Origin of the sequence: Glutamicibacter sp. FR1 (assembly GCF_047300825.1) — a bacterium.
Taxonomy (GTDB): domain Bacteria; phylum Actinomycetota; class Actinomycetes; order Actinomycetales; family Micrococcaceae; genus Glutamicibacter; species Glutamicibacter nicotianae.
Genome location: NZ_CP178602.1, coordinates 2048403 through 2070837 on the forward strand (window position 1 = coordinate 2048403; position 22435 = coordinate 2070837).

Below are 22435 nucleotides of genomic sequence, written 5' to 3' on the forward strand. Positions count from 1 at the left end.
AGGCGATATCAAGTTGGCCGGGGAGCCCGGATTCGTGTCGGATCCGCCGGATGCCGAGCGCGGCTCTAGTGGCCTGAGGAGATGCCCAGGATGGCCTCGCTCAGCTGCGGCACGATCAGCACGACGCCCAAGGCGACGATCAGTCCGCACACCACGAAGCAGGCGTAGGCGCCACCCTTGCTCACGCCCTGGCTGCGGCCTCCATCCTTGGCAACGGCAAGCAGGCGGACTCCGAAGGAGTAGGCGGCCACAATCGCCAACGCGGCAACCCACGTGATGACGGCAACGACGAGGAATGCTGTCCAGTCGATCATGAATTATCAGCTTCCTTCTGCGCGGCGGCGGCCTTGGCCTGCTTGGCTTCCGCCTTGGCCTTGGCGCGGCGTTCCTTCTTGGACAGGATGTTCACGGCTGCACCGGAGTTGTCGATGTCGGAGATGTTCGACTCGTGGTCATGCGGCTGCTTGCGCGAGATGAACCAGATGGCCAGCATCGCACCGGTACCAGCGACAGCGACGATCACGATGCCGATGTTGCCCAGGTGGGTGATGGCGGCGGCGATGCCGCCGACGATGCCGGCAGCCGGCAGGGTGAACAGCCAGCCCAGGGCGATTCGGCCGGCAGTACCCCAGCGGACTTCGCCACCCTTGCGGCCCATGCCCGAACCGATCACGGAGCCGGAAGCTACCTGGGTGGTCGACAGCGCGAAGCCCAGGTGCGACGAGGTCAGGATCGCAGAAGCGGTGGACATCTCGGCGGCGAAGCCCTGCGCAGGCTTCACGTCGGTCAGGCCCGATCCCATGGTGGCGATGATGCGCCAGCCGCCAGTGTAGGTACCCAGTGCGATGGCGAAGGCGCAAGTGGCGACCACCCAGAACTGCACTCCGGAGTCGGAGTCCTGCAGGCCCGAAGCCACCAGGGTCAGGGTGATGATGCCCATGGTCTTCTGCGCATCGTTGGTGCCGTGCGAGAGTGCAACGAGCGAGGAGGAGAAGATCTGGCCGTAGCGGAAACCGCCACGCTTCGGCGAGGCGCCGTTTTCACGCTTGGTGATGGCGTACGCCAGCTTGGTGCACAGGTACGCGGAGATGCCCGCGATCAGTGGCGCGCAGATGGCCGGGAGCAGCACTTTGGATAGCAGCACGCTGTAGTTCACCGATGCGAACCCCGCACCGACGATCGCGGCGCCAACGAGGCCGCCGAACAGTGCGTGGGAGGAGCTCGATGGCAGGCCCAGCAGCCAGGTGAACAGGTTCCAGATCACGGCACCCATCAGGCCCGCGAAGATCATCGCCGGGCCGATCGCTACGCCCGTGGTCGGGTCTTCGTTGATGATGCCGCCTGAAATGGTCTTCGCTACCTCGGTGGAGAGGAAAGCACCGACGAGGTTCAGAATTGCGGCGAGGGCAACAGCCTTCTTAGGGGAAATTGCTCCGGTTGCGATTGGAGTGGCCATCGCATTGGCCGTGTCATGGAAACCATTGGTGAAGTCGAAAAACAACGCCAAGGCAATGACCAGGACGACGATAAGCGTCAAATCCATTGAATACCAGCCTGAGGGGTCGAACGGCAAGGAAAAGTGAACGGGCCATGAAGAAGGGTCCTGCGGAGGGTAATGGCGTGCGGGTCTTCGTTCTCGGCGCAATTTCCATCTTAGGCCTACCACGGAGTACGTCAATCCAGGATTGCAACCCCATTCAGCGGAAAAAAGGGTGAACAAAAGGTTACAGAACGGTGAACGCCCAGTCGAACGCCGTTCCAGCCGGTCGAGGGCATAAAAAATGTGCGCCAAACCATACATGGTTTGGCGCACACTCTTGTGGCTGGCGGTGCCTACTTGACCTGGTCGACGACCGTCTCAGCGACCTGGCGCATGCTCAAGCGGCGATCCATGGAGGTTTTCTGGATCCAGCGGAACGCTTCCGGCTCGGTCAGGCCCATCTTGGTGATGAGCAGCGACTTGGCGCGGTCCACCAGCTTGCGGGTTTCGAACTGCTCGGCCAGGTTGCTGACTTCTTCTTCCAGCGCACGCAGTTCGTCATTGCGGGAAATCGCGATTTCGATCGCCGGGGTGAGGTCGGCAGGGGTGAACGGCTTGACCACGTAGGCCATGGCCCCGGCCTCGCGGGCGCGCTCGACCAGCTCCCTCTGGCTGAAGGCGGTCAGCAGGACCACCGGGGCGATGCGTTCCTTGACGATGGCTTCGGCGGCGGTGATGCCGTCCATGACCGGCATCTTCACGTCCATGAGCACCAGGTCGGGCTTCAGCTCGCGCGCCTTTTCCAGAGCTGCCTGGCCGTTGTCGGCTTCGGCGACGACGTCGTAGCCCTCGGAGCGGAGGATTTCTACGATGTCCAAGCGGATCAGGGTTTCGTCCTCGGCAACAACCACGCGACGCGGAGTGGTTTGCACCTCGGATGGGATGCGGTTGATTTCAGGTAGATCGCTCATTGGCGCCTTCCTCCATGGTCAGAATTCCTGCCCGCTGCGCGGGCGGCATCTAGGTGGTTTAGGTTCAGCGAAGCCACGTTGCCTCGGTTTCACTTCTAAGCCTACTGGCATGTACTCTTGTTCATGCGAAGACGCGAGGATCCTGATTAGGAAATCTGGAAAACCTCTAGTAAAGTAGTCAAAGTGCCAGCCCAAGTGGCGGAATCGGTAGACGCGCCGCACTCAAAATGCGGTATCGAAAGATGTGTGGGTTCGAGTCCCACCTTGGGCACCAGCTTCAAGGCTGTTGGGCCGGAAATACTTCCGGCTCGACGGCCTTTTTCACGTCTCCGCCCGATGGCCTGTGCTCGAGTTCACAACCCGCATTTGCCGGCCCAAGCAGAATCCGCCCTGCCCCAGCTTCTGGGACAGGACGGATCGATACGCTTGGGCTAGAGGGTAGCGGCGACTACAGGTTCTTCGGAGCCGAGACGTTCTCCGGATCCCACGGACCAACCTTCTCGCGTGCAGGCATCGGCTTGCCATCGACCAGCTGGCCGGCATCTGCCAGGTCGCCGATCTTGTGCACGCGCAGCGAGTTGGTCGAGCCGGCCTGCCCTGGAGGGGAACCGGCTGCGATGCAGACCAGGTCGTTGAGGTCAGCCAGCCCCTCGGAGAGCAAAGCTTCGTCCACCTGGGCAGTCATCTTGTCGGTGTGATCGGCGTAGGCCACCAAGCGTGCCTGCACACCCCACATCAGGGTCATGATGTTGTAGGTCTGCTGCAGCGGGGTGAAGGCCAGAACCGGCTTCTTCGGGCGCAGACGCGAGAGGCGCCGTGCCGAGTCACCGGACTGGGTGAAGGCGACGATGTACTTCGCATCGAGCTGATCGGCGATTTCCACTGCGGCGCGGGTGATCGCACCGCCGCGGGTCTTCGGCTTGGAGCCCAGGCGTGGAATGCGATCCAGTCCGTGCTCTTCGGTCGAAGAGATGATCCGCGACATGGTCTCCACCGTTTCCACCGCGTACTCGCCTACGGAGGTCTCTCCCGAGAGCATGACCGCGTCGGCACCGTCGAGCACCGCGTTGGCGCAGTCCGAAGCCTCGGCACGGGTCGGGGTTGGCGATTCGATCATCGATTCAAGCACCTGGGTGGCGACGATGACCGGCTTCGCCCAGCGGCGAGCCAGCTCGACCGCACGCTTCTGCACCAGTGGAACTTCTTCCAATGGCAACTCGACGCCCAAGTCGCCTCGGGCGACCATGATCGCGTCGAAGGCGTTGACGATTTCTTCCAGTGCCGCCACGGCCTGCGGCTTCTCGATCTTGGCGATGACCGGCACACGGCGGCCTTCTTCATCCATGATCTCGTGGACACGCTGGATGTCTTCGGCGTTGCGCACGAAGGACAGGGCGACCATGTCGATGCCGGCACGGATGGCCCAGCGCAGGTCGTCCTCATCCTTTTCGCTCAGCGCAGGCACGTTCACGGCCACGCCAGGCAGGTTGATGCCCTTGTTGTTGGACACTTCGCCGCCCACGACGACCTCGGAGCGCACGGTCTTCTCGTCGACCGCAATGGCCTTGAGCTTGACCTTGCCGTCGTTGATCAGCAGGAAGTCCCCTGGCTGCACGTCGGTAGGAAGTCCCTTGAAGGTGGTCGAGCACAGGTTCCGGGTGCCTTCGATGTCCTCGATGGTGATGGTGAATTCCTCACCGGCCTCGAGGATGTACTTGGCGTTGTCCTTGAAGCGGCCGAGGCGGATCTTCGGACCCTGCAGGTCGGCGAAGATGCCGACAGCACGGCCTACCTCTGCGGCCGCATTGCGCACATTCGCAAGGGATTGCGCGTGCATGGAGTGGTCTCCATGGCTCATGTTCAAGCGGGCGACGTCCACGCCCGCCTTCAGTACCGCTACAGTATTTTCATAACTTGCCAGGGCCGGGCCCCAGGTTGCCACAATCTTTGCGCGTCTCATTCCGTCAGCCAAATGCCTTTCATGTTCACATAGGCAAAATGCGGCCCACCCGGTTTCCGGGTGCGCCGCATTCAAGCCTATGTCACTCAAATGATGCTGATGGCCCTATCGGTTGGAGCAACCGGTGCAGGGAGAGTAGTCGAACCCGTGAGGAACTTGTCGACCGCGGCCGCGCAAGCGCGTCCTTCGGCGATAGCCCACACGATCAGCGACTGTCCCCGACCGGCGTCTCCGGCGACGAATACCGACTCGGTGTTCGTCATGTAGTAGCCATCTCGGGCGACGTTGCCCCGGTTGTCGAATTCGATACTGACCTGTTCGTCCAACCCGGAAACTTCCGGACCGGTGAACCCGAGGGCAAGCAGGACCAGATCCGCTTTAATTACGCGTTCGGTTCCAGGCTTCGGGAGGCGCTTGCCAGCAACAAATTCTGTCTCTGCAACTGTAACACCGATCACCTTGTTTTGCTCACTTCCCTCGCCGGAGATGAAGTTGACGGTCGAGGCCAGGTAGGTCCGCTCGCCTCCTTCCTCATGGGAGGTCTGCACCTCGAACAGCACCGGCATCATCGGCCACGGCTGGTCCTCGCGGCGTTCGGTGCCCGGCTGCTTGCCGATGGCCAGCGTGGTGACGCTGGCGGCGCCTTGGCGCAGCGCGGTGCCGATGCAGTCCGAACCGGTGTCGCCGCCACCGAGGACGATCACGTGCTTGCCCTTGGCGTCGATCGAGCGCTCGGACTTCAGCCCCGCCACCACGCGGTTGTTATCGGTGAGGAACTCCATGGCGTGGTGCACGCCGTCGAGGTGGTTACCCGGCACTGGCAGCTCGCGCGGCACGGTCGCGCCGGTGGCCACGATGACCGCATCGTAGTCGCGGCGCAGCTGCTTCCAACTGATGTCCTTGCCGATCTCGATGCCGGTGCGGAAGATCGTGCCTTCCACTTCCATCTGCTCCAGGCGGAGGTCGATGACCTGCTTCTCCAGCTTGAAGTCCGGGATGCCGAAGCGCAGCAGGCCGCCGATGGCCTCGTCGCGCTCGTACACCGCGACGGTGTGCCCTGCGCGGGTCAGCTGCTGGGCGGCGGCCAGGCCGGCCGGCCCCGAGCCGACGATCGCCACGCGGTGCTCGGTGTGCCTGGCTGGCGGCTGCGGCTCGAAGCCGCCGGCATCCATCAGGTGCCCGGCGAGCTCCGCCTCGACCTGCTTGATGGTCACCGCGGGCTGGTTGATCCCCAGCACGCAGGAGGCCTCGCAGGGGGCCGGACACAGCTTGCCGGTCAGCTCCGGGAAGTTGTTGGTGCTCAGCAGCCGGGCGGCCGCGTCGTCCATCCGGCCCTTGTAGGCCAGGTCGTTGAACTCCGGGATCAGGTTGCCCAGCGGGCAGCCGTTGTGGCAGAACGGCACGCCGCAGTCCATGCAGCGGCCAGCCTGCTCCTTCAAGGTGCCGGCCTTTTGGCGTTCGACAACCTCCTTGTAGTCCATCAGGCGCACCGGCACCGGGCGCTTGGGCTGGGTGACGCGTTCGGTCACCCTCAGGAATCCGCGTGGATCAGCCACGGGTCACCTCCAGAATCTTGTTCCATACCTGCGGCGAGTCCGGGTTCTGCCCGTTGGCCGCCGCATCGTTGCGTAGCTGCTGCACGGCGGCGAAGTCGCGCGGGGTGATGCTGGTCAGCCGGCCGCGGGTGTTCTCCCAGTCCAGCAGCAGGCGGGAGGCCAGCGGGGATGCGGTCAACGCGATGTGCTCGGTGAGCAGCTCGCGGATGCGCTCGGCTTCCGAGTCGCTGACCGGGGCGACCAGCAAGTCGCCGTGCTCGGCGGCCAGCGGGTTCAGCTTGGCCGGATCGAAGTCCAGCACCCAGGCGGTGCCGCCGGAGAACCCGGCGCCGAAGTTCCGGCCGGTGGCGCCCAAGATCAGCACCTGTCCCCCGGTCATGTACTCGCAGCCGTGCTCGCCGATGCCCTCGGTGACGATGCTCGCCCCGGAGTTGCGCACCGCGAAGCGTTCGCCGACCATGCCGTTGATGAACAGCTGGCCGCTGGTGGCGCCGTAGCCGACCACGTTGCCGGCGATGACCTGCTCTTCGGGCTTGGACAGGGTGGTGCGCGGCGGGTGGATCGCGATCCGGCCGCCGGACAGGCCCTTGCCGACGTAGTCGTTCGCGTCGCCGGAGAGCTTCAGCGTGATGCCTTCGGGCAGGAAGGCGCCCAGGGACTGGCCGGCGCGGCCGGACAGGTTCACCTTGATGGTGTCCTGCTCCAGGGTCTGCACCCCGAAGGTCTTGGTCACGTGGTGTCCCAGCAGCGTGCCGGTGGAGCGGTCGGTATTCACGATCTTCGCGTCGATGCTCACCGGCAGGCGGTCGGCCAGCGCCGGTGCGGCGGCGGCGAGCAGCTGCTGGTCCAGGTGCGTGTCCAGCCCGTGGTCCTGGCCGATGCGCCGGCGGCGCGCGGCCAGCTCGACGTCGGGGACATGGATGATCGCGTCCAGGGCCAGCCCTGCCACCTTGTCGTGCGCGGCGACCTGGTCGGCATCGGTGTCCAGCAGCTCGACCTTGCCGATCACCTCGTCCAGGGTGCGTGCACCCAGCGCGGCGAGCAGTTCGCGCACCTCCTGGGCGATGAACTCGAAGAAGTTCACCACGAATTCGGCCTTTCCGGTGAAGCGTTCGCGCAGCGTGGGGTTCTGCGTGGCCACCCCCACCGGGCAGGTGTCCAGATGGCAAACGCGCATCATGATGCAGCCGGAAACCACCAGCGGGGCGGTGGCGAAACCGAACTCCTCGGCCCCGAGCAGCGCACCGATCAGCACGTCGCGGCCGGTCTTCAGCTGGCCGTCCACCTGCACGGTGACGCGGTCGCGCAGCCCGTTGAGGATCAGCGTCTGCTGCGCTTCGGCCAGGCCGATCTCCCACGGGGTGCCGGCATGCTTCAGCGAGTTCATCGGCGAGGCGCCGGTGCCGCCATCGTGCCCGGAGACCAGCACCACGTCCGCCTTGGCCTTGGCCACGCCGGCCGCGACGGTGCCGATGCCGGACTCGGAAACCAGCTTCACGTGCACGCGCGCCGACGGGTTGGCGCACTTCGCGTCGTGGATCAGCTGGGCCAGGTCCTCGATCGAGTAGATGTCATGGTGCGGCGGCGGGGAGATCAGCCCGACGCCCGGGGTGGAGTGCCGGGTCTTGGCGATCCACGGGTAGAGCTTCTGGCTCATCAGCTGGCCGCCCTCGCCGGGCTTGGCGCCCTGCGCCATCTTGATCTGGATGTCATCCGCGTTGGTCAGGTAGAGGCTGGTCACGCCGAAGCGCCCCGAAGCGATCTGCTTGATGGCGCTGCGCCGCTCGGGGTCGAGCAGGCGCTCGGGGTCCTCGCCGCCCTCGCCGGTGTTGGACTTGGCGCCCAGCCGGTTCATCGCGATGGCCAGGGTCTCATGCGCCTCGGCGGAGATCGAGCCGTAGCTCATCGCGCCGGTGGAGAACCGCTTGACGATCGAGGAGACCGGTTCCACCTCGTCGATGCTGATCGGGGTGATGCCCTCGGTCTTGAACTTCAGCAGCCCGCGCAGGGTCTTCAGCTGCGCGGCCTGGTCGTCCACCGCCTTCGTGTACTCCTTGAACACGTCGTAGCGGCGGGTGCGGGTGGAATGTTGCAGGCGGAAGACGGTTTCCGGGTTGAACAGGTGCGGCGGGCCTTCGCGGCGCCACTGGTACTCTCCCCCGGTCTCCAATTCCAGCGGCTGGGCGCCGCCGTCGATCTCCGGGTAGGCGCGCGCATGGCGGGCGGCGGTTTCGGCGGCCACCACGTCCAGCTCGATGCCCGAGAGCTTCGTGGCGGTGCCGGTGAAGTACTGGTCGACCACGCGCTGGGACAGGCCGACGGCTTCGAAGGTCTGCGCGCCGCAGTAGCTGGAGACCGTGGAGATGCCCATCTTGGACATGATCTTCAGCACGCCCTTGCCCAGCGCCTTGATCAGGTTGGCGCTGGCCTGGCTTCCGTCGATGCCGGGCAGCTCGCCGTTCTCGGCCATCTGCTCGACCGATTCCAGTGCGAGGTAGGGGTTGATCGCGCTGGCGCCGTAGCCGATGAGCAGCGCGATGTGGTGCACTTCGCGGGCGTCGCCGGACTCGATGATCAGCGAGACGCGGGTGCGGTTCGAGCTCTTGAGCAGATGGTGGTGCACCGCGGAAGTCAGCAGCAGGGACGGGATCGGCGCCCAGGCGGCCGAGGAGTCGCGGTCCGAGAGCACGATGTAGCGCACCCCGCGGTTCACCGCGGCGGAGACCTTCTCGCAGATTTCCTGCAGCCGGGCGCGCAGCTCGGATTCGCCGCCGACCGGGCGGTACAGCCCGCGCACCTTCAGCGTGTACTTAGCGCCGGATTCGTCGCGCAGGTTAGCGATCTTGGCCAGCTGGTCGTTGGTCAGCACCGGGTAGTCCAGCGCGATCTGGGTCTGCTCTACGCGGTCCAAGGACAGCAGGTTACCGTCCGGGCCGATCGCGGTGCCCATGGAGGTGACCAGCTCTTCGCGGATCGCATCCAGCGGCGGGTTGGTGACCTGGGCGAAGGACTGGGTGAAGTAGTCGAACAGCAGCCGCGGGCGCTGCGAGAGGGCGGCGATCGGGGTGTCGGTGCCCATGGCGGCCAGCGGCTCGGCGCCGGCGGCGGCCATCGGGGCCAGCAGCACGCGCAGCTCCTCGGTGGTGTAGCCGAAGGTCAGCTGGCGCAGGGCCACGGAAGCCGAATTGTGGCGCACATGCTCCAGGTCCGGGAAGTCGTCCAGGGTCTTCAGGTTCTGCGCCACCCAGTCGCACCATGGCTTGGAGGCGGCCACTTCAGCCTTGATCTCGGCATCTTCGACGATGCGCTGGCCGGCCAGGTCCACCGCGAACATCTTGCCCGGGGCGACACGGCCCTTGGCCACGATGTGCTCTTCATCGGTGTCGATCACGCCGACCTCGCTGGCAAGCACCACCAGGCCGTCGTCGGTGACCCACCAGCGGGCCGGGCGCAGGCCGTTGCGGTCAAGCACGGCGCCGGCCATCTGGCCGTCGGTGAAGCAGACAGCTGCCGGGCCGTCCCACGGCTCGATGAGCATGGACTGGTACTGGTAGAAGGCGCGCAAATCCGCGTCCATCTGGTCGTCGTTTTCCCACGGCTGCGGGATCATCATCATGATCGTCTCGGCGACGTTGCGCCCCGAGAGCATGAGCATTTCGGCGACCTCGTCGAAGGAGGCCGAGTCGGAGGCGCCGGCGGTGCAGATCGGGAACAGTTCCTCGGGCACCTCGCCGAGCAGCGGCGAGGCGAGGGTGGACTGGCGGGCCCGCATCCAGTTGCGGTTGCCCTTGACCGTGTTGATCTCGCCGTTGTGCGCGATGGTGCGGAACGGCTGGGCCAGCGGCCAGGACGGGAAGGTGTTGGTGGAGAAACGCGAGTGTACGATCGCGCAGCGGCTGGCGAAGCGGCTATCGGACAGGTCCGGGTAGAAGGGCTCAAGCTGCGCGGTGGAGACCATGCCCTTGTAGACGATGGACTGCGAGGAGAACGAGGCGAAGTACACGCCCATCTTGTTGTGCGCGCGGCGGCGGATGCGCCAGGCGGCGGCGTCCAGCTCGCGGCTGGTGGCGGCCGGGGCACCGGCAGGGGCGGCGATGAAGAATTGGGTGATGCAGGGCATCACCTTGCGGGCAGAGGCGCCGAGCACGTCGGCGTTGACCGGTACCTCGCGCCAGCCGAGCACCGCGAGGTTTTCCTCGGCGGCCATGGTTTCCAGCTCTTCTTGGGCGAAGGCACGTTCGCCGGAGTCGGCCGGGAGGAAGCCCATGCCCACGGCGTAGGAGCCGGCGGCGGGAAGATCGAATGCGGTGACGCTGCGCAGGAATGCATCAGGCAGGTGCAGCAGGATGCCGGCGCCGTCGCCGGTGCCCTCGTCGGCGCCGATGGCGCCTCGGTGCTCCAGACGGCGCAGGGCGGTCAGCGCATGGGCGACAATGCCGTGGCTGGCTTCGTTCTTCAGGGACGCAATCATCGCCAGGCCGCAGGCGTCCTTCTCGGCCGCCGGATCGTACAGCCCCTGCGCGCCGGGCAGCGCGGAGAAACGGGTATAGGGCGAGGGGACTTCCTCGCCAAAACCTGGCGAGGCGTTCATCTGGACGCCGGTCATGCTCATGAGCGTGCCTTTCTGTGGTTCATGCAGGATAGGCGCGCGGCAGCCCCCGGTAAAGAGCTAATTCTTCGCAAGGGCTTCCGGCCGCCTGGATGTTTCATCTAGCTGAAACTTTTCGACAGTGCTAAGCGGGGTCTGCTTGCGCATCGAGGTTTCGGGGACGAACATTTCCCACCTCGTTGTGGTGCTGCACCGGCAGGCCGTTCCAGGGGTCGATCAACCAGTTCGGTGCGTGGATCTCACGTTACGCAGGTTTTGTTTCTCCCATGCGCGTGCTTCTGTTTCCGCAATGTTAAAAACTTTTGTCCCAGTTCGCGCGGAAAAAGCAGGTTTTTTGGTGGAAAACGCCCGAAAACCGTTTTCGCCAGCCGATTTTGAAAGCCGCCCAATGTTTCAAGCATGTTGCGAACACGCGTCGGCATCCCGCCAAATTTTTCGCGCTTCTTCGCCATATTGGGTCCCTGGCTCGTCATGGAAGCAGATCCCGGAGGCCGCGGGACGGGTTAAACCAGCGGTGGCCGGCAAGCATGAATGCTTGCCGGCCACCGCAATGGGGCTATGGATTCGCTGCCGCTACTTCTCGTTCTGCGGATCAGCGCCGGTCCCCTTTTCGGACGCGGTTTCCGATTCGGAGGTGGTTCCCGATTCGGACGTGTCCTGGGCACCGGTGCCTTCAGCTGGCTTGCCGCCTTCTGCTGGGGCCGGCGCAGGCGCCTTTCCTGGCAGGTAGAATGGATCGGCCTGCTGGCCGCGCAGCTTGCCGAGGACCAGGATCAGCGCGAGGATGCCGGCGATGACCATGCCGATCGCCAGCCACTGGTGCACGCGCAGGGCCAGCGGCCCGATGGCGATGACCTCGGCCGCATCCAGGCGCAGCGATTCGGTGAAGGTGCGGCCGATCCCGTACCAGATCATGTAGCAGCAGAACAGCGCACCACGGCGCAGCTTGAACTTCCGATCCAGCGCGATCAGCACGAAGGCGCCGAGCACGTTCCACAGCGACTCGTACAGGAAGGTCGGGTGGAAAAGCGTGTCCGCGGGCAGCCCGGCCGGGAAGTTGTAGCTGTCCGGGTCGATCTCCAGGCCCCACGGCAGGTCGGTCGGCGCACCGAAGAGCTCCTGGTTGAACCAGTTGCCCCAGCGTCCGGCGGCCTGCGCCAGCAGCAGGCCGGGCACGGCGGCGTCGGCGAATGCAGAAAGCCGGATGCCGGCCCTCCGGCAGCCGATCCAGGCACCGAGCGCGCCGAGCGACACCGCGCCCATGATGCCCAGCCCGCCGAGCCAGATCTGCGGGATCTCAGCCAGATGCGCACTCTGCCCGCCGAGCCCGAAGTAGTACATCGGGTCGGTGATCAGCACATGGTAGAGGCGGCCGCCGACGATGCCGAAGGGGATCGTCCAGATGGCGATGTCCCAGAGCATGTCGGAGTTGCCGCCACGGGCGGAAAGCCGCTTGTTGGTCAACCACAGCGCGATCAGGATGCCCGCAAGGATACACAGCGCGTAGGCGTGGATGGTCAGCGGGCCCAGCGAGATCTGCGAGAACTCCTGCGGCGGAGACGGGATAGAGGCTGGCAGGGCCAGCTGCGCTGCGAAAGCCATCAGGCGCGTCCTCTCAGTTCGGCGGCCAGGGCGCCGACTGCCGGCACTCCCCCGTCGCGCAAAGCGGCGACCAGCGCGGTGCCGACGATCACGCCGTCCGCGTAGGCGCCGATTTCTTCCACATGCTCGCGGCGCGAGACGCCCAGGCCCACGCAGGCGTTTTCGGCGCCGGCCTTGTGGGCGGCGTCGACCACTGCCTGCGCGGCGGAGGACACCTCGGAACGGGCGCCGGTGACGCCCATCAGCGACACGCAGTAGACGAACCCGGAAGAGGCGTCGACCGTGCGCTGCACGCGGGCTTCGGTCGAGGACGGGGCGATGAGGAACACGCGCTCCAGGCCGTGCTTCTCGCTGGCTTCCATCCACTCGGCGGCCTCATCGGGCACCAGATCGGGGGTGATCAGCCCGGCTCCGCCGGACTCGGCGAAGCGCCGGGCGAATTCGTCCACGCCCAGTCGCAGCACCGGGTTCCAGTAGGTCATGACCATCACGGCCGCGTCGGTGCGTTCAGTGATCCCGCGCACGATCTCGAAGATCTGCGGGACCTTGAAGCCGTTCGCCAGCGCCTGCACGGTGGCTTCCTGGATGACCTGGCCGTCCATGACCGGGTCGGAGTACGGGATGCCGATCTCGATGACATCCACGCCGTTCTCGGCCAGCGCCACGGCGGCCTCGATGCTGGTGGCGACGTCCGGGTAGCCGGCAGGCAGGTAGCCGATGAGGGCCGGACGGCCCTCGGCGCGGGCTGCGGCGATCTTCTGGGCGCTGGTCACGCGGGTCATTTACTTCTCCTCGGAGTTCTGCGCGTTGGCCGCGCTGATTTCGGCCTCGGCGTCCTTTTCGTCGATCATGTTGAACCAGGCGGCGGCGGTGCCCACGTCCTTGTCCCCGCGGCCGGAGAGGTTCGCGATGATGATCGTCTCCTGCGGCACAGCGCCCTCGGCGATCTTGCGGGCGGCCAGCCGGATGGTGCCGGCCAGCGCGTGCGCGGATTCGATCGCCGGCAGGATGCCCTCGGTGCGGCACAGCGCCTTGAACGCGTCCATCGCCTCGGTGTCGGTGACCGGCTCGTAGGCGACGCGGCCGATGTCGGCCAGGTAGGCGTGCTCCGGGCCGACGCCCGGGTAGTCCAGGCCGGCGGAGATCGAGTGCGACTCGACGGTCTGCCCGTCCTCGTCCTGCATCAGGTAGCTCTTCGCGCCGTGCAGCACGCCCGGGCGGCCCAGGGTGATGGTCGCGGCGTGGCGGTCGGTGTCCACGCCGTCGCCGCCAGCCTCGAAGCCGTAGATCTCGACCGACGGGTCGTCGAGGAACCCGTGGAAGATGCCGATCGCATTGGAGCCGCCGCCGATGCATGCGGTGACGGCGTCAGGCAGGCGACCGGCCTGGGCCAGGATCTGCTCGCGCGCCTCGTCGCCGATGACCTCGTGGAAGTAGCGGACTATCGCCGGGAACGGCGCGCCTCCGGCGGCGGTGCCCAGCAGGTAGTGGGTGGTCTCGACGTTGGCGACCCAGTCGCGCAGCGCCTCGTTGATCGCGTCCTTCAGCGTCTGGGAGCCGACGGTCACCGGGATCACGGTGGCGCCGAGCAGGCGCATGCGCGCCACGTTCAGCGCCTGGCGGCGGGTGTCCTCGGCGCCCATGTAGACCACGCACTCCAGGCCCATCAGGGCCGCGGCGGTGGCCGAGGCGACGCCGTGCTGGCCGGCGCCGGTCTCCGCGATGATGCGGGTCTTGCCCATGCGCTTGGCCAGCAGCGCCTGACCGAGCACGTTGTTGATCTTGTGGCTGCCGGTGTGGTTCAGGTCCTCGCGCTTGAGGAAGATCCGCACCCCTCCGCAGTACTGCTCGGAGAAGCGCTTGGCTTCGGTAAGCAGCGAGGGGCGTCCGGAGTAGTTCTTGTTCAGGTCCTTGACCTGCGCGATGAACTCGGGGTCGTTCTTGGCCGCCTCGAAGGTCTCGTTCAGCTCGTCCATGGCGGCCATGAGGGACTCGGGCATCCATCGTCCGCCATACGCACCAAAGTACGGGCCGCTTGCGTGCCTCAGCGACTGTGCATCGATCGACTGGCTGGGCTCGGAGTTCTCCGGAGTGCTCATCGATTCCCTCTCTTCTCGTACGAAGCTTGATTCGTGGTAAGTCTCGTGCCCCGCCGGAAGCTCCTGCGGGGCACGAAATGCAATTCTGGGTCCGACGCGCTGCCGTGCGCGGCTAGCGCTGCGGCTTGGCGTCGGTGCCGGCCTGGATGAACGCGGCGACCGAAGCGCGCGGATCGGCGTGCTTCACCAGCGCCTCGCCCACGAGGATCGCGTCGGCGCCTGCAGCACCGTACTGGGCAACCTGCTCGGTGGATTCCACACCGGATTCGGCGACGATCACCGCCTCGGACGGCAGCAGCGGTGCGAGCTTGCCGAAGGTGGCCGGATCGACGTCCAGCGTCTTCAGGTTGCGCACGTTCACGCCGATGATCTTCGCCCCGGCCTTGATGGCGCGGGCGATCTCTTCCTCGGTGTGGGTTTCCACCAGGGCGTTCATTCCCAGCTGGTGAGTCAATTCTAGGAAAGATGCCAGCAATTCATCATTCAGCGCCGCAACAATGAGCAACACGAGGTCAGCGCCGTGCGCGCGGGCTTCGTAGATCTGGTACTCGTCGACGGTGAAATCCTTGCGCAGAACCGGGATCTGCACGGCGGCGCGCACCGCATCGAGATCCTGGAGCGAACCGCCGAAGCGGCGCGCTTCGGTCAGCACGGAAATCACCGAGGCGCCACCGGCTTCGTACTCGGCGGCCAGAACTGCGGGCTCCGGGATGTCGGCCAGCGCACCCTTGGACGGGGACTTGCGCTTTACCTCGGAGATTACACGCAGCGTGGTGTCGCGGGCGGCCTTATCGGTGTGGCCGCCCAGCGCGGCGAACGCATCACGTGCAGGGGCGGCTGCCGCCGCTGCCTGCTTGATCGCTTCCAGGCTGGTGATTGCGCGACGGGCGCCCAGGTCTTCCCGGACGCCCGCGATGATGTCATCAAGAACAGTCAATTTAGTGCGATGCTCCACTGCGAGCGCCACCGACGCCGAAACCGGCTGCCTTCAGGATCCAGCCCAGCAACAGGCCGACTACGACGATGCCGCAACCGACCCAGACGATGGACCAGGCGAGGAAGGCGAAGGCGATGCCTGCCACGATTGCACCGACAATCATGGTCAGCACGCAGGCCCACGCTGCGATGGAGTTGCCGTGGCCAATCTCTTCGGTGTAAACCGGATCGATCTCGGTGTTCTGCGACATGTTCGATGTCTCCTCATGTTGTGATGCTGCGCCCCGGCAGGGCGTTGCTGCCGAAGGACGTTGGTCTTCAGGTTCCATTCTGCCACCTGCGCGCGAGAACCTCCTATTCCAGGGGCCTTCGTTGCGCGCCGGTGGTGCGAATCACGCTCGGCCCGGGCTATTTCCCGCCAGCGGTCGGGTCTTCGCCCTGCGAAAGCTGCTCCCAGCTGGCGATGCTGCGGGAGGACTGGTCCTTAGGCTCCATGCTGGCCTTGGCCGCTTGCCGGTCGTACTTGCTGGCCTTCGCGGGCCAGCGGCCGGCGAAGACCAGCACCAGCACCGCCTGCAGCACGATCAGCACGCCGGCAATCACCGCTACCGCCGGCCACGCGGTGAGCGTGTACTCGCCGGCGTTCTGGGCCAAGCCGGTGGCTTCGGCCACGGCGGTGGAGGCCACGGCCTGCGGGTCGCGCAGCGCGCCAATGCCGGCGGTGATCACCGTGGCGCCGGCGAGCAGGCAGATCGCCGCGATGATGTAGCGGGCGATCTTCCCGGCGATCAGCAGCGCCAGCGAACCGGCCAGCACCACCACGGAGACCGCGGTGACCGAGGCGGCCGCGGTCGCCCCGTCAACGACAATCTGCGGGATCTGCACGGAGCTGGAGGCCACATCAACGGTGATCCAGGTCCGGGTGGCCGACCAGAGGCCGATCAGTGCGCCGGCCAGGCCGAAGAGGGCAAGGGTGCGGGCGCTAGTTAATTTCTTCACTTCGCTTCACCTGATTCGGTGTTGATGGTGTGGGCGGCACGCATGGACTGCGCGGCCCAGACGGCGCGCAGCGGGGCGGCCGCCTTGTTCACAGTTTCCAGTGCCTCGTCGGCGAACTTCGAATCGTTCACGATGCCGCCGCCGGCCTGCACGTATGCGCGGTCCCCCTTGAGCAGGGCGGAGCGGATGGCGATGGCCATGTCCATGTCGCCGGCGAAGTCCAGGTATCCGACCACGCCGCCGTAGATGCCGCGGCGGTACGGCTCGTACTCGTCGAGCAACTGCAGGGCACGGGGCTTCGGCGCTCCGGAGAGCGTACCGGCCGGGAAGGTCGCGGCAAGCACGTCGTAGGCGTCCACGTCGTCGCGGGTCTTGCCGACCACGTTGGAGACCAGGTGCATGATGTGGCTGAAGCGCTCCACCTCCATGAACTGGGTGACTTCCACGGTGCCGGCCTTGCAGACCCGCGAGAGGTCGTTGCGCGAGAGGTCCACGAGCATCAGGTGCTCGGCGCGTTCCTTCTCGTCGTTGACCAGCGACTTCTCATGCAGCTGGTCGTCCTCATAGTTGGCCCCGCGCGGCCGGGAGCCGGCGATCGGGTGCGTGACCACGTGCGAGTCGTTCACCGTGACCAGCGCTTCTGGCGAGGAGCCGACGATTTCGAAGCGTTCGCCGTCCTCGTTGACGAAGTTGAACAGGTACATGTAGGGGCTGGGATTGGTTGCGCGCAGCACCCGGTAGACATCCAGCGCGTCGGCCTGGGTTTCCAGCTCGAAGCGGCGCGAAACGACGATCTGGAAGACCTCTCCGTCCACGATCGCGGTCTTGGACTTGGCCAGCGCTGCCAGGTATTCGTTCTCATCCCAGGAATGGGTGACGGCGTCCATCAGGGTTTCGCGCGGCACATCGGTGCCGGTGAGCACCGCCGCGGCCGAATCCACCGGCACCGCGAGCTGGTCGAGCATCGCCTGCAGGCGGGCGACTGCGCTGTCGTAGGCCGCATCGACGTTCTCGTCGCTGCCATTGAAGTTGATGGCGTTGGCGATCAGCGTGACCGTGCCTTCGGCCGCATCATGGGCCGCCATGTCGGCGACCAGGTTCATGCTCAGTTCGGGCAGGTTCAGGTCGTCCGCCGGAGGGTTGGGCAGCTTCTCCCAGTGGCGCACGCATTCCCAGCCGATGAATCCGACCATGCCGCCGGTCAAGGGAGGCATGCCGGGAACCGGTTCGGTCTTCAGCGCGCGCACGGTATCGCGCAGCACCTCCACGCCCGCCCCGCCGGTGGGCAGGCCGTCGGGAGCGTGCCCCTGCCAGTAGGCTTCTCCCCCGCGGGTGCTCAGCGTGGCCGGCGAGTTCACTCCAATGAACGAATAACGGCTCCAGACGCCACCCGGGGCCGCCGACTCCATCAGGAAGGTTCCGGGCCGCCCCTGTGCCAGCGTGCGGTACAGGCCGATCGGCGTGAGCGAGTCGGCCAGCACGGTGATGGTTACCGGGATGACGCGTCGGTTCGCGGCCATGGCGCGGAAGGACTCGCGGGACGGGGAAATCTTGCCAAGGGTTTTCATCAGTGTTCTTCTTCTACGTGTTCTTCGAGCCGTGCTGCAACGCGCAGCTGAGTGCTCAATTCTCGGCCCTCGCCTGCTGCGGGTGCCGGTGCGTCGTCAGTCCTACTCGGGACGGTGGCCCACCACGGCCGGCAATTCGCGATCGGTGAAGCAGGATTCGGTGCCGGTGTGGCAAGCGGCACCCACCTGGTCGACCTGGACGAGCAGCGCGTCGCCGTCGCAGTCGAGGGCCACGGCCTTCACGAACTGGTAGTGGCCGGAGGTGTCGCCCTTGCGCCAGTACTCCTGGCGGGAACGCGAATAGAAGGTGACCCGGCCGGTGGTCAGCGTGCGGTGCAGCGCTTCATCGTCCATCCAGCCGAGCATCAAGACCTTCCCGGAATCGTACTGCTGCGCGATGGCGGCAAACAGGCCATTGGCATCGCGCTTGAGGCGAGAAGCGATCTCCGGGTCGAGGCTGTGGGATTCAGGGCTCGGAATCGAGCCGTCGTTAGAAGTAGGCATCCCCATTAGCATACTGGTTTTCCGCGGAATCCTGAGACCTGTGACGTACCGCTCGTCGACGCGCCATGCCGACTGGGCGACACCACTCTCGCCTTGCACAATTAGTCAGTTGCAGCGTGCTAGTTTCAGAAGTGATGCACTTAGTTCAGGCTTCCAGACTTGCGTTGGCCGAGACCCTGCTTGCGGCAGGACCTACCGCCGACACCCTTTGCGACGGTTGGCAAACCCGCCATCTCGCCGCGCACCTTGTGTTGCGCGAAAGCTCGCTGCTTTCCGCCGGCACGTTCTTCAAGCCGCTTTCCAAGAAGCTTGAAGCGAAACTGAACCAGATGGTGGTCGTGGCGCAGACCCCGGAAGGCTACGCGAAATTGGTCCGCAGCTTCCGCTCGGGTCCGCCCGCGTTCTCGCCGTTCGCCATCGACAAGGTCAACCAGTCGGCGAACCTCTCGGAGTTCTTCATCCATACCGAGGATGTTCGCCGGGCCCGCGGCCAATGGGCTCCGCGGGTGCTGGACAAGGAGTACACAGAACTGCTCTGGCAGTCGCTGACCCGCATGTCCCGGCTGCTGTTCCGCCACGCGCCCATCGGCATTATTCTCACGCGTCCCGATGGACAGCGCCATGTTGCCAAGAAGGCGCCGAACGCCGTGTCCATTACCGGACCGGTTACCGAGCTGATGATGTATTCGTTCGGCCGCATCGACCAGAGCCTCGTCTTGTTCGAGGGCGGCGAAACCGCATTGGAAATCGTCAAGGGATTCAAGCCGGGGCTGTAGCACTCCCCCGGTTATCCACATTCGTGAGTGGGCCGTCCATGTTCGTTTCGCACAGGCCTAGGATTTCGAGCAATCGATATCCAACGGCTTCGGAGCTTGAACATGAACGCGCACAAGGTTATTCGCCACGGCTCTAGTGCAGCCATTGCCGCAGTCCCCGCTTTCGTCCTGATCGCCTTGATATCGGCGTTGTTCATGTCCATTGCACCGGACGAACCCGCATCTTCGGCTGCATCGCCGGCTAATCCCAATACAGTGGAGACGACGCCACCCAGCGAACCGGGCCCTTCAGATTCGGCAAGCATCTTGCATGAAAAAACGGATTATGGGGCGCGAGAAGCCGCAAGGCGCTTCTTCCAATTGCTCGATGAAGAAATCATTTATCGCACCCCCGCCGACTTCGTGCCAATTGTTACCGGCACATGCGAAGCAGAGCGATGCTGGAAGAGGTTCCAAGAGCAAGATGACTTGAGAACGGGGCCAGAAGACATCCAGATCGGGGGCTACCATTTCCTGCACGTGAACTACATTGTCCGGGTCGACAGCGACAAGGCCTACCTGATGGGAGAACTCACCTTGTCCGAAGGCTACCTGCTGCGTCCAGATCAGGAAGTCAATTCGTTCGAAGAAAAGAATCTGGGTGAGATCACCATAGGACTTGAGTATACCGACACCGGGTGGAAGGTCTCTGATGTCTCGCTTGATGATCCACCTTCAGCGACGCCGCGCGACACTTGAGCTTGGATACATTCAAACCAGTCACACTGCTCAGTTCTGCGCTGAAGCCATGCCGGCAGCCGATGGCCAGGAGGTTGCTCTCTGCACGTATGAGCAGTATCAATAGTGGCGGAAGTTCACAGAGAATCTGAAATAGGCTGTGGCAAGTTTTCCACAGATTCATCGAAAACTCTCCACTTTCTTGAAACACCGGCATAGGATTGCGCACAACCTCCCATTCCCGATGATCATGGAGAGTTCGGATGGAATCTCGGAAAGTTGCAGTTATCGCGTCGGTTGCTGCAGTTGCACTCGCACTGTCAGGCTGCAGCACAGGGAACGCTGAGGAACCAACCAGCTCAGCGTCGACTGTCGAAGCAGCTCCCTCGGCGACATCGCCTAAGTCAGTTTCCCCCTCGGCGAGTGAAACTGATAAATATGAACCGGCATCGGCGAATGGCCCAGCTAAAAATGTCCCTGTCCCCAATCTGCCAGCTGCAGCCAAAAAGAATTCTGAAGAGGGTGCCGCTGCCTTCGCGGAGTACTACTTCGAACTAATTAATTACGTCATACAAACCAATGATGCTGAGCCGTTGAAAAAATCCACGACTCGTGAATGTGAAATCTGCGGTAAATCACTCATTGACCCCGCGGGCCGTGCTCAGATTAGTGGCAAATGGCAGGTTGGCGGGGAACACATTTACGAAGTCGTTGACAGCTATAAATCGTCCAGTGACAAGGCCATCGTTACTGTCCGTTTTGAAGTTGAATCAGCAGATTTCTATATCAAGCCCAACGAGCTTGAATCGAGCAAAGATAAGCGCCCTTCGAAAGTAGCTGGGTTAGGAATGGCATACGATTCCGGCTGGAAAGTCTACATAATTGACATTGAAAAGTCCTCCAAATGATTATTCGAACCTTGGCATGCGAAATACTAATCTATGCATTTCTCGCTTCGCCTGGCCTCAGCTTGCAGCCAGAGACAGTATTTACGCGCACATGCCAACAACTTGATCAAACAGAGCTCACTGAGACAAATGCCGAGCACAACTATTCGGAATGCCAGTCCCCAAAATCGGATGATTTTAAGGAGTGGAACACCCCACCAACGTCACCTAAAAGGGACGAAGTCGTCAGCAAACCGAAACCACGTTTTAAAATTAGGGATTTCTACGAGTGCCACACCGGGAATCGTGACACAACCGGATGCAACTCAAACCCCGATCGGCCCGCCTGCCCTGATGGTTCGCGTCCAATCACACGGCAGATAATTTCACTTGACGGCGAACTCGTTAGGCAATTCTCGCTATGCCCTGAAGATCCAATTCCTGAAGACCTACCAGATGGGTCTTTTATAGAAGAACCGCGAGTCACTCTCGAAGCTTTCCGATCATTCCCAATTAAGGGGTCGAAGGTAGAAAGCTCTCCAATCACTTTCTCTCTAAGAAATGGTCATTCTCATTTCTGGGCATCTCGTGAGACTCAAGTATTTAACTCGAACTTGTCGGGATCCAACATAAAGATCAAGGCGATTCCGATTCAATGGAATTGGAACTATGGTGACGGGACCACTCGAAATCTAAGTTTTCCCGGCGAACCTGCACCGAACCATACTTTGAGAGATGAAACCCCAACGAGTCATTCTTATAGCGAGACTGGCACGTTCAAGGTAGGAGTAACGACTCTCTACCGGGGAGAATTCAGCGTCGATGGAGGCCCATGGCAGGCCATACCCGGTCAAGCCGCCGTCGCAAGCACACCGATTGAAATCGACGTTTGGCGCACTGAAAAGGAGCTCATTGCCAACGATTAGCCAAGTACAGCATGAGGCCCAGCGCCATGTGGTGCTGGGCTTCATGCTTGGATCCTAGCGAACTGGGTAACCAGCTTCGCGGATGGCTTGCTTAACCTTGGCGATCATGTCCTTTGGACCGAAGTGGAAAATCGAGGCTGCCAAGACAGCGTCAGCACCGGCTTCAATCGCTGGAGGGAAGTCCTCAGGCTTTCCCGCGCCGCCAGAAGCGATCAGCGGAACCGAGACCTCGGCGCGAACCGCACGGATCATTTCCAGATCGAAACCATCCTTGGTGCCGTCAGCATCGATCGAGTTCAGCAAGATCTCCCCCACGCCTCGTTCGGCAGCTTCCTTCGCCCAGGCTACGGCGCACATGCCGGTGCCCGTACGACCGCCATGGGTAGTGACCTCGTAGCCCGATGCGATCGACGGATCATCGGTGCGGCGCGCGTCCAGGGACAGCACGAGCACCTGGGAGCCGAAGCGCTGGGTGATCTCGTTGATGACCTCGGGACGGTTCACCGCCGCGGTATTGATCGAGGCTTTGTCGGCACCATTGCGTAGCAGCCGATCGACGTCTTCAGCAGTGCGGACGCCACCGCCCACGGTCAGCGGGATGAAGACTTCTTCTGCGGTGTGACGGACCACTTCGTAGGTGGTTTCACGGTCCGAACTGGATGCGGTGACATCGAGGAAGGTCAGCTCGTCGGCGCCTGCGTCGTTGTAGCGGCGGGCAAGCTCGACTGGATCGCCAGCATCGCGAAGGCCCGCGAAGTTGACACCCTTGACGACGCGTCCGGCATCGACATCAAGGCAAGGAATAACACGAATTGCAACGCTCATCAGCGGATTTTCCTTGTCTC

The 22435-nt window shown here is 63.9% G+C and carries 20 protein-coding genes and 1 tRNA gene; 5 read left to right on the forward strand and 16 right to left on the reverse strand.

Annotated features, from left to right (window positions below):
* Positions 1-65 precede the first annotated feature (65 nt).
* The 3 genes from ACLQ8T_RS09875 to ACLQ8T_RS09885 form a co-directional block, all read right to left on the reverse strand.
* Entirely contained in the window at positions 66-314 is a 249-nt protein-coding gene (locus ACLQ8T_RS09875) for a hypothetical protein (protein WP_204722367.1), read from the reverse strand.
* Entirely contained in the window at positions 311-1543 is a 1233-nt protein-coding gene (locus ACLQ8T_RS09880; RefSeq protein WP_038991795.1) for an inorganic phosphate transporter, read from the reverse strand. Before ACLQ8T_RS09880 ends, ACLQ8T_RS09875 begins: the two co-directional genes overlap by 4 nt.
* A gap of 290 nt (positions 1544-1833) precedes the next feature.
* Positions 1834-2451 carry an ANTAR domain-containing response regulator gene (locus ACLQ8T_RS09885; RefSeq protein WP_413454552.1) on the reverse strand — a complete coding sequence of 206 codons (618 nt, stop codon included), beginning with the start codon at positions 2449-2451 and terminating at the stop codon, positions 1834-1836.
* A gap of 189 nt (positions 2452-2640) precedes the next feature.
* On the opposite strand from ACLQ8T_RS09885, the gene ACLQ8T_RS09890 reads away from it, so the two are divergent.
* A tRNA-Leu gene (locus tag ACLQ8T_RS09890) sits at positions 2641-2725 on the forward strand.
* A 174-nt stretch (positions 2726-2899) separates the two neighbouring features.
* Here ACLQ8T_RS09890 and pyk read toward each other — a convergent pair.
* From pyk to hisI, 12 genes are all read right to left on the reverse strand, one after another.
* A complete protein-coding gene (pyk, locus tag ACLQ8T_RS09895; protein ID WP_121866967.1) occupies positions 2900-4411 on the reverse strand; it encodes a pyruvate kinase in 1512 nt (503 codons plus the stop codon).
* 86 nt (positions 4412-4497) lie between these two features.
* The gene (locus ACLQ8T_RS09900) at positions 4498-5967 is read right to left on the reverse strand and encodes a glutamate synthase small subunit (RefSeq protein WP_204722369.1); all 1470 of its coding nucleotides are present in this window, start codon (positions 5965-5967) and stop codon (positions 4498-4500) included.
* Positions 5960-10579: a glutamate synthase large subunit gene (gene gltB, locus ACLQ8T_RS09905; RefSeq protein ID WP_413454553.1), complete on the reverse strand. Its 4620-nt coding sequence runs from the start codon at positions 10577-10579 to the stop codon at positions 5960-5962. The genes ACLQ8T_RS09900 and gltB overlap by 8 nt, the downstream gene beginning before the upstream one ends.
* 236 nt (positions 10580-10815) lie before the next feature.
* Entirely contained in the window at positions 10816-11028 is a 213-nt protein-coding gene (locus tag ACLQ8T_RS09910) for a hypothetical protein (protein ID WP_149597043.1), read from the reverse strand.
* Positions 11029-11149: 121 nt separating this feature from the next.
* On the reverse strand, positions 11150-12178 hold the full coding sequence (gene lgt, locus ACLQ8T_RS09915) for a prolipoprotein diacylglyceryl transferase (RefSeq protein WP_413454554.1): 1029 nt from the start codon (positions 12176-12178) through the stop codon (positions 11150-11152).
* The gene (trpA, locus tag ACLQ8T_RS09920; protein ID WP_204722370.1) at positions 12178-12960 is read right to left on the reverse strand and encodes a tryptophan synthase subunit alpha; all 783 of its coding nucleotides are present in this window, start codon (positions 12958-12960) and stop codon (positions 12178-12180) included. Before trpA ends, lgt begins: the two co-directional genes overlap by 1 nt.
* Entirely contained in the window at positions 12961-14277 is a 1317-nt protein-coding gene (gene trpB / locus ACLQ8T_RS09925; protein ID WP_413454555.1) for a tryptophan synthase subunit beta, read from the reverse strand. It lies immediately after the preceding gene.
* A gap of 112 nt (positions 14278-14389) precedes the next feature.
* Entirely contained in the window at positions 14390-15214 is an 825-nt protein-coding gene (gene trpC, locus ACLQ8T_RS09930) for an indole-3-glycerol phosphate synthase TrpC (protein WP_204722372.1), read from the reverse strand.
* Position 15215: 1 nt separating this feature from the next.
* Complete coding sequence (locus ACLQ8T_RS09935; RefSeq protein ID WP_038991801.1) at positions 15216-15464, reverse strand: HGxxPAAW family protein; 249 nt, start codon at positions 15462-15464, stop codon at positions 15216-15218.
* A gap of 157 nt (positions 15465-15621) precedes the next feature.
* Positions 15622-16212: a Trp biosynthesis-associated membrane protein gene (locus tag ACLQ8T_RS09940; protein ID WP_413454556.1), complete on the reverse strand. Its 591-nt coding sequence runs from the start codon at positions 16210-16212 to the stop codon at positions 15622-15624.
* Positions 16209-17780, reverse strand: coding sequence for an anthranilate synthase component I (locus ACLQ8T_RS09945; protein WP_254589945.1), 1572 nt, complete (start codon positions 17778-17780; stop codon positions 16209-16211). Before ACLQ8T_RS09945 ends, ACLQ8T_RS09940 begins: the two co-directional genes overlap by 4 nt.
* Before the next feature lie 102 nt (positions 17781-17882).
* A complete protein-coding gene (hisI, locus tag ACLQ8T_RS09950; RefSeq protein ID WP_204722375.1) occupies positions 17883-18284 on the reverse strand; it encodes a phosphoribosyl-AMP cyclohydrolase in 402 nt (133 codons plus the stop codon).
* A gap of 134 nt (positions 18285-18418) precedes the next feature.
* On the opposite strand from hisI, the gene ACLQ8T_RS09955 reads away from it, so the two are divergent.
* The 4 genes from ACLQ8T_RS09955 to ACLQ8T_RS09970 all read left to right on the forward strand — a co-directional run bounded on the left by ACLQ8T_RS09955 (position 18419) and on the right by ACLQ8T_RS09970 (position 21590).
* Positions 18419-19060, forward strand: coding sequence for a TIGR03085 family metal-binding protein (locus ACLQ8T_RS09955; protein WP_236641064.1), 642 nt, complete (start codon positions 18419-18421; stop codon positions 19058-19060).
* Positions 19061-19162: 102 nt separating this feature from the next.
* Complete coding sequence (locus tag ACLQ8T_RS09960; protein ID WP_413454557.1) at positions 19163-19798, forward strand: hypothetical protein; 636 nt, start codon at positions 19163-19165, stop codon at positions 19796-19798.
* A 242-nt stretch (positions 19799-20040) separates the two neighbouring features.
* Positions 20041-20685, forward strand: a complete 645-nt coding sequence (locus ACLQ8T_RS09965; RefSeq protein ID WP_204722377.1) for a DUF6318 family protein — start codon at positions 20041-20043, stop codon at positions 20683-20685.
* Positions 20682-21590: a PKD domain-containing protein gene (locus tag ACLQ8T_RS09970; protein ID WP_204722378.1), complete on the forward strand. Its 909-nt coding sequence runs from the start codon at positions 20682-20684 to the stop codon at positions 21588-21590. The genes ACLQ8T_RS09965 and ACLQ8T_RS09970 overlap by 4 nt, the downstream gene beginning before the upstream one ends.
* A 54-nt stretch (positions 21591-21644) precedes the next feature.
* Here the strand turns inward: ACLQ8T_RS09970 and hisF are convergent, their stop codons facing one another.
* Positions 21645-22415, reverse strand: coding sequence for an imidazole glycerol phosphate synthase subunit HisF (gene hisF / locus ACLQ8T_RS09975; protein WP_121866973.1), 771 nt, complete (start codon positions 22413-22415; stop codon positions 21645-21647).
* Between the last annotated feature and the right edge of the window lie 20 nt (positions 22416-22435).